General features: G+C 70.4%; 5 protein-coding genes. All 5 read right to left on the bottom strand.

The features are described from left to right. Nucleotides 1-23 precede the first annotated feature (23 nt). The 5 genes from B056_RS0108960 to B056_RS42585 all read right to left on the bottom strand — a co-directional run bounded on the left by B056_RS0108960 (nucleotide 24) and on the right by B056_RS42585 (nucleotide 3,089). A complete protein-coding gene (locus B056_RS0108960) occupies nucleotides 24-827 on the bottom strand; it encodes a lantibiotic dehydratase (protein ID WP_018501535.1) in 804 nt (267 codons plus the stop codon). Between the two features lie 71 nt (nucleotides 828-898). Further along, nucleotides 899-1,039 carry an FxLD family lanthipeptide gene (locus tag B056_RS40470; protein ID WP_018501534.1) on the bottom strand — a complete coding sequence of 47 codons (141 nt, stop codon included), beginning with the start codon at nucleotides 1,037-1,039 and terminating at the stop codon, nucleotides 899-901. Beyond that, a complete protein-coding gene (gene fxlM / locus B056_RS0108950; RefSeq protein WP_026239490.1) occupies nucleotides 1,039-2,292 on the bottom strand; it encodes a methyltransferase, FxLD system in 1,254 nt (417 codons plus the stop codon). Before fxlM ends, B056_RS40470 begins: the two co-directional genes overlap by 1 nt. Then, nucleotides 2,270-2,656, bottom strand: a complete 387-nt coding sequence (locus B056_RS0108945; protein ID WP_230202907.1) for a DUF397 domain-containing protein — start codon at nucleotides 2,654-2,656, stop codon at nucleotides 2,270-2,272. The genes fxlM and B056_RS0108945 overlap by 23 nt, the downstream gene beginning before the upstream one ends. A 79-nt stretch (nucleotides 2,657-2,735) precedes the next feature. Further along, entirely contained in the window at nucleotides 2,736-3,089 is a 354-nt protein-coding gene (locus B056_RS42585) for a hypothetical protein (RefSeq protein WP_154676932.1), read from the bottom strand. Nucleotides 3,090-3,221: the final 132 nt, after the last annotated feature.

The following is a 3,221-nucleotide window of genomic DNA, read 5'->3' as shown; positions in this document are numbered from 1 at the left end:
TGTCAGCCCCGCATCCATCTAGATCAAGCTCCCAACCCGCCCTCGTCACTGGTTAACAGACATCCTCTGCCTCGAACCAGCTTGGCAGGTAGGGCCGGGTCGGTCACGGTCATCGGCGGCCGGACCACCGACAGCAACACCCCCGCGCCCACCAAAGCGCCGAGCAGTCGCTCCGCCTTCGCGGTTGCGGCGGCCTGATTCTCGGCCACCGTCGCGGCCAGCTCCTGGAACGGGATCGGGGCACGGGCCTTCTCCACCGCCACCCGCACCGGGGCAGTCAGGGTGATCTCAACATCCCACACCCGGTCACCTTCGACGCGTGCACAGGGCAGCACCCACACCCCGCCCCGCCGATACCCCAGCGTGTTCGTCATGACCGTGACCCCGCGCAGCACCACTAGGTCCCGCTCCGTCACCGCTGTGTATGCGGCGACGGAGCGGTCGTCGAGGCGGACCACCTCGTGATGCTGGTCGCCCCACCAGAGCGCCGCGCGGGGGCCGAACGTGAGGGGAGCTACACCGGCGAACCTGCCGAACGGCGTGGGCCGGGTCGTCCACCGCAGCAGATACCGCACGGTCGTCTCCACCAGACGCCGCGCCCTGCGCGCTGGCATCGGCTCCTGGGCAAGCACGTGGGTGATCTGAGTGGCCAGGTCAGGGGCGGCCTGCTCGACAGCCGCCGCGAACTCCGGCAACGCCCACACCTCCCGCAGCCACTCCAGCCACTCATCGGGCTGGTTCGCGGTCAGATCGGGCCACGCGGGCAGCGTCAGATCTCGGGGGTAGGAAGCAGCCCTGATCAACGCCGCGTGGGCAGCTTGATACATGTCTGGCTCCGCGTCACTGAAGGGGCGGAGCGCCCGGCCAGAGTAGGCCGGGCGCTCCTAGGGCAGCGGGTTCAGCTGCCGTCGGCCTTGGTCGTGCAGGCATCCGACTTCGTGTTGCCCGAGCCGCAGTTGTCGTCGGTGCCGGTGGCGTGCGGACTCGCGACGGGCCCGGCGTCGACCAGGCGCAGGTCCAGTTCGTACTCGTCGTCCATCAGGTGGTTCCCTTCTCCTCGGGAGTGAAGGTCAGGACGAGGCGGCTGTGCCGCTTGTCCAGAACCGCCCCCTCCGGCACGTCGCCGTCGGGGGTATGCGCGGGAAGAACGTGCAGCACCGGAGGCGGGCAGCCCGCATCCACCCACGCACGCATGTGCTCGACCATCCGCCCGGCCGCCGCTGCGGCCCCCGTCCCGTGGGCGCATGCGCCGAGATCGAACCGCCGGTCAGTCCAGCGCAGCGCCGACCGGTAGGCCAGCGTGCTGGCCTCCAACGTGGCCGGGACGGCGAACCGCCACGAAGGCGTAACGACGCCAGCCGTGACCGCTTCCTCCTGCGCGGCGAGGACGACGAACTGCTCCGCCTCCCGTCGCGGCCGGGTCGCCAGCCACAGATCGAGGTCGGACAGATCAGTGCGGGGCGGCAGGCTCACCCCGGCCCACACCTGCTCGCGTGGCGTCGTGAGGAGACCAGCGACCGCAGCCGCATCGACGTGTTGACCCTCATCCAGCCGCAGGTGCACACCATCCGCGATGTCGGCGTAGCGCACCTCACGGGCGCCGGCGCCCTGCATCGAAACGAACCCGCACAACCGCTGACTCACGCTGACCAGGCGGCCCTCGCGGCGCCGCAACGCCCACGACCGGGTCATCCCGAACGTACGGAGCGGCAGTACCAGCACACCCCCATCGGTGAGCTGATCAGGCCACGCAGGCGGGATGTCCCATGCGCCGACCGTGACGATGATCAGGTCGAAGGAGCGGCTCGGCGCGATCGGGTGCTCGGCGTCCGCGCAGACCACGGTGACGTCGTCGTAGCCGGCCGCCGCCAGGCAGGAAACCGCCCGGTCGGTCACCTCGGGGTCGATGTCGACCGTCGTGACCAATCCCGACGGGCCGACGAGTTCCCGCAGCAGCGAGGCGTTGTAGCCACCGCTGCCGATCTCCAGGACGTGGCGGCCATCCAGCCCATCGAGCGCGTCTGCCGCCTGACCCAGCATCCGTCCGATCAGGAACGGGGCCGACACCGAACTGATCGCTTCGTCGCCGCGCATCTTCTTCAGGACAGCTTCGTTCTCATACGCCTGTTCCAGCGGAAGGCCCGGCGTGAACAGCTCACGAGGAACAGCCCGCATCGCCGCCTCCACCTCCGGGCGCGGCGAGCAGCCTTCCGCCGCCTGATCGGCAACGAACTGATCGACCATCGCGTGACGGAACCGCTCACTCTCGCTACTCATGGTGCCGACGCTCATCCTTGAGATTCCTCTCCCGATGCGTGCGAGCCGCCGCGGTCCGGGCGGCCCCCGGCATTCCAACAGGCCGGTAATCAGCTACCGGTTCTGCCTCGTACTCGCCGTACCTCACCGCGGCCACGAAGGCAGCCCACGCTCCCGGGGTCACCCCAACCGGCACCCGGCCGAGCGACGACCGGATCAGCACGAGGGTCGGGCCCCGGGCGACTTCGACCGCGTCCACCGCCGTCGGATGGGGCGTCGACGGCTGCTGCCACGACGAGACGAAGTCCGGGGCGGAGCGCGGGACGCACACGAGGAGTCCTTTCTGGTGAGGCCGCCTGCCCTGGCGGAGTTGGTCGGCACCAGGGCAGGCGGCGGTCATGGCCACCCCGCCCGCGGCACGGTCGGGCAACGCGGGCGGGGTGGTGGACGGGCCGCTTGTGGGAAGTGCGACCCCCGTTTCAGGGCCCGGCTGGCACTCGGCAGCCGAGGTCGACCGGCGCGACGCGGTGATGAGGCAGCCCCCGGCCGCGGGCGTACAGATCGGCGTCGGCGGGGCTACGGAAGTCCGGCTCGCCGACGATGATCCGGACAACCCGGCCGTTCGCGTCCAGCTCGACCACACCCCAGTCCGGGTGCGGTGTCCGGCGTGGGAGGGATGGGGAGGGAGCCGCGTCGCCGGCCGGTCCGGGCTCCCTCCCCACGGCCGCGCCGGGCTGCCCAGGTGCGTCGTCGGGCCTGGGGTGATCGGCGTGGCCGATGTCGGCGGACATCCGGCCGACGGACCTGCCTGGCGCTTCCGTGGACGAGTGCACGATGCGCTCCTCTGCTGATCCGGGAACGTGGCCGGCGTGAGAAATAGTCAAGACTTGTGGATGGTGATCGTTAGGCGGCTTGGGTGATGGGTGTGGTGGTGGGGCGTTCGACGAGCTGGCCGCCTTCGAAGA

This window comes from Parafrankia discariae (genome assembly GCF_000373365.1).
GTDB lineage: Bacteria > Actinomycetota > Actinomycetes > Frankiales > Frankiaceae > Parafrankia > Parafrankia discariae.
Note: the sequence above shows the minus strand (reverse complement) of the source record. Positions and strands in the feature narration are given on the sequence as shown.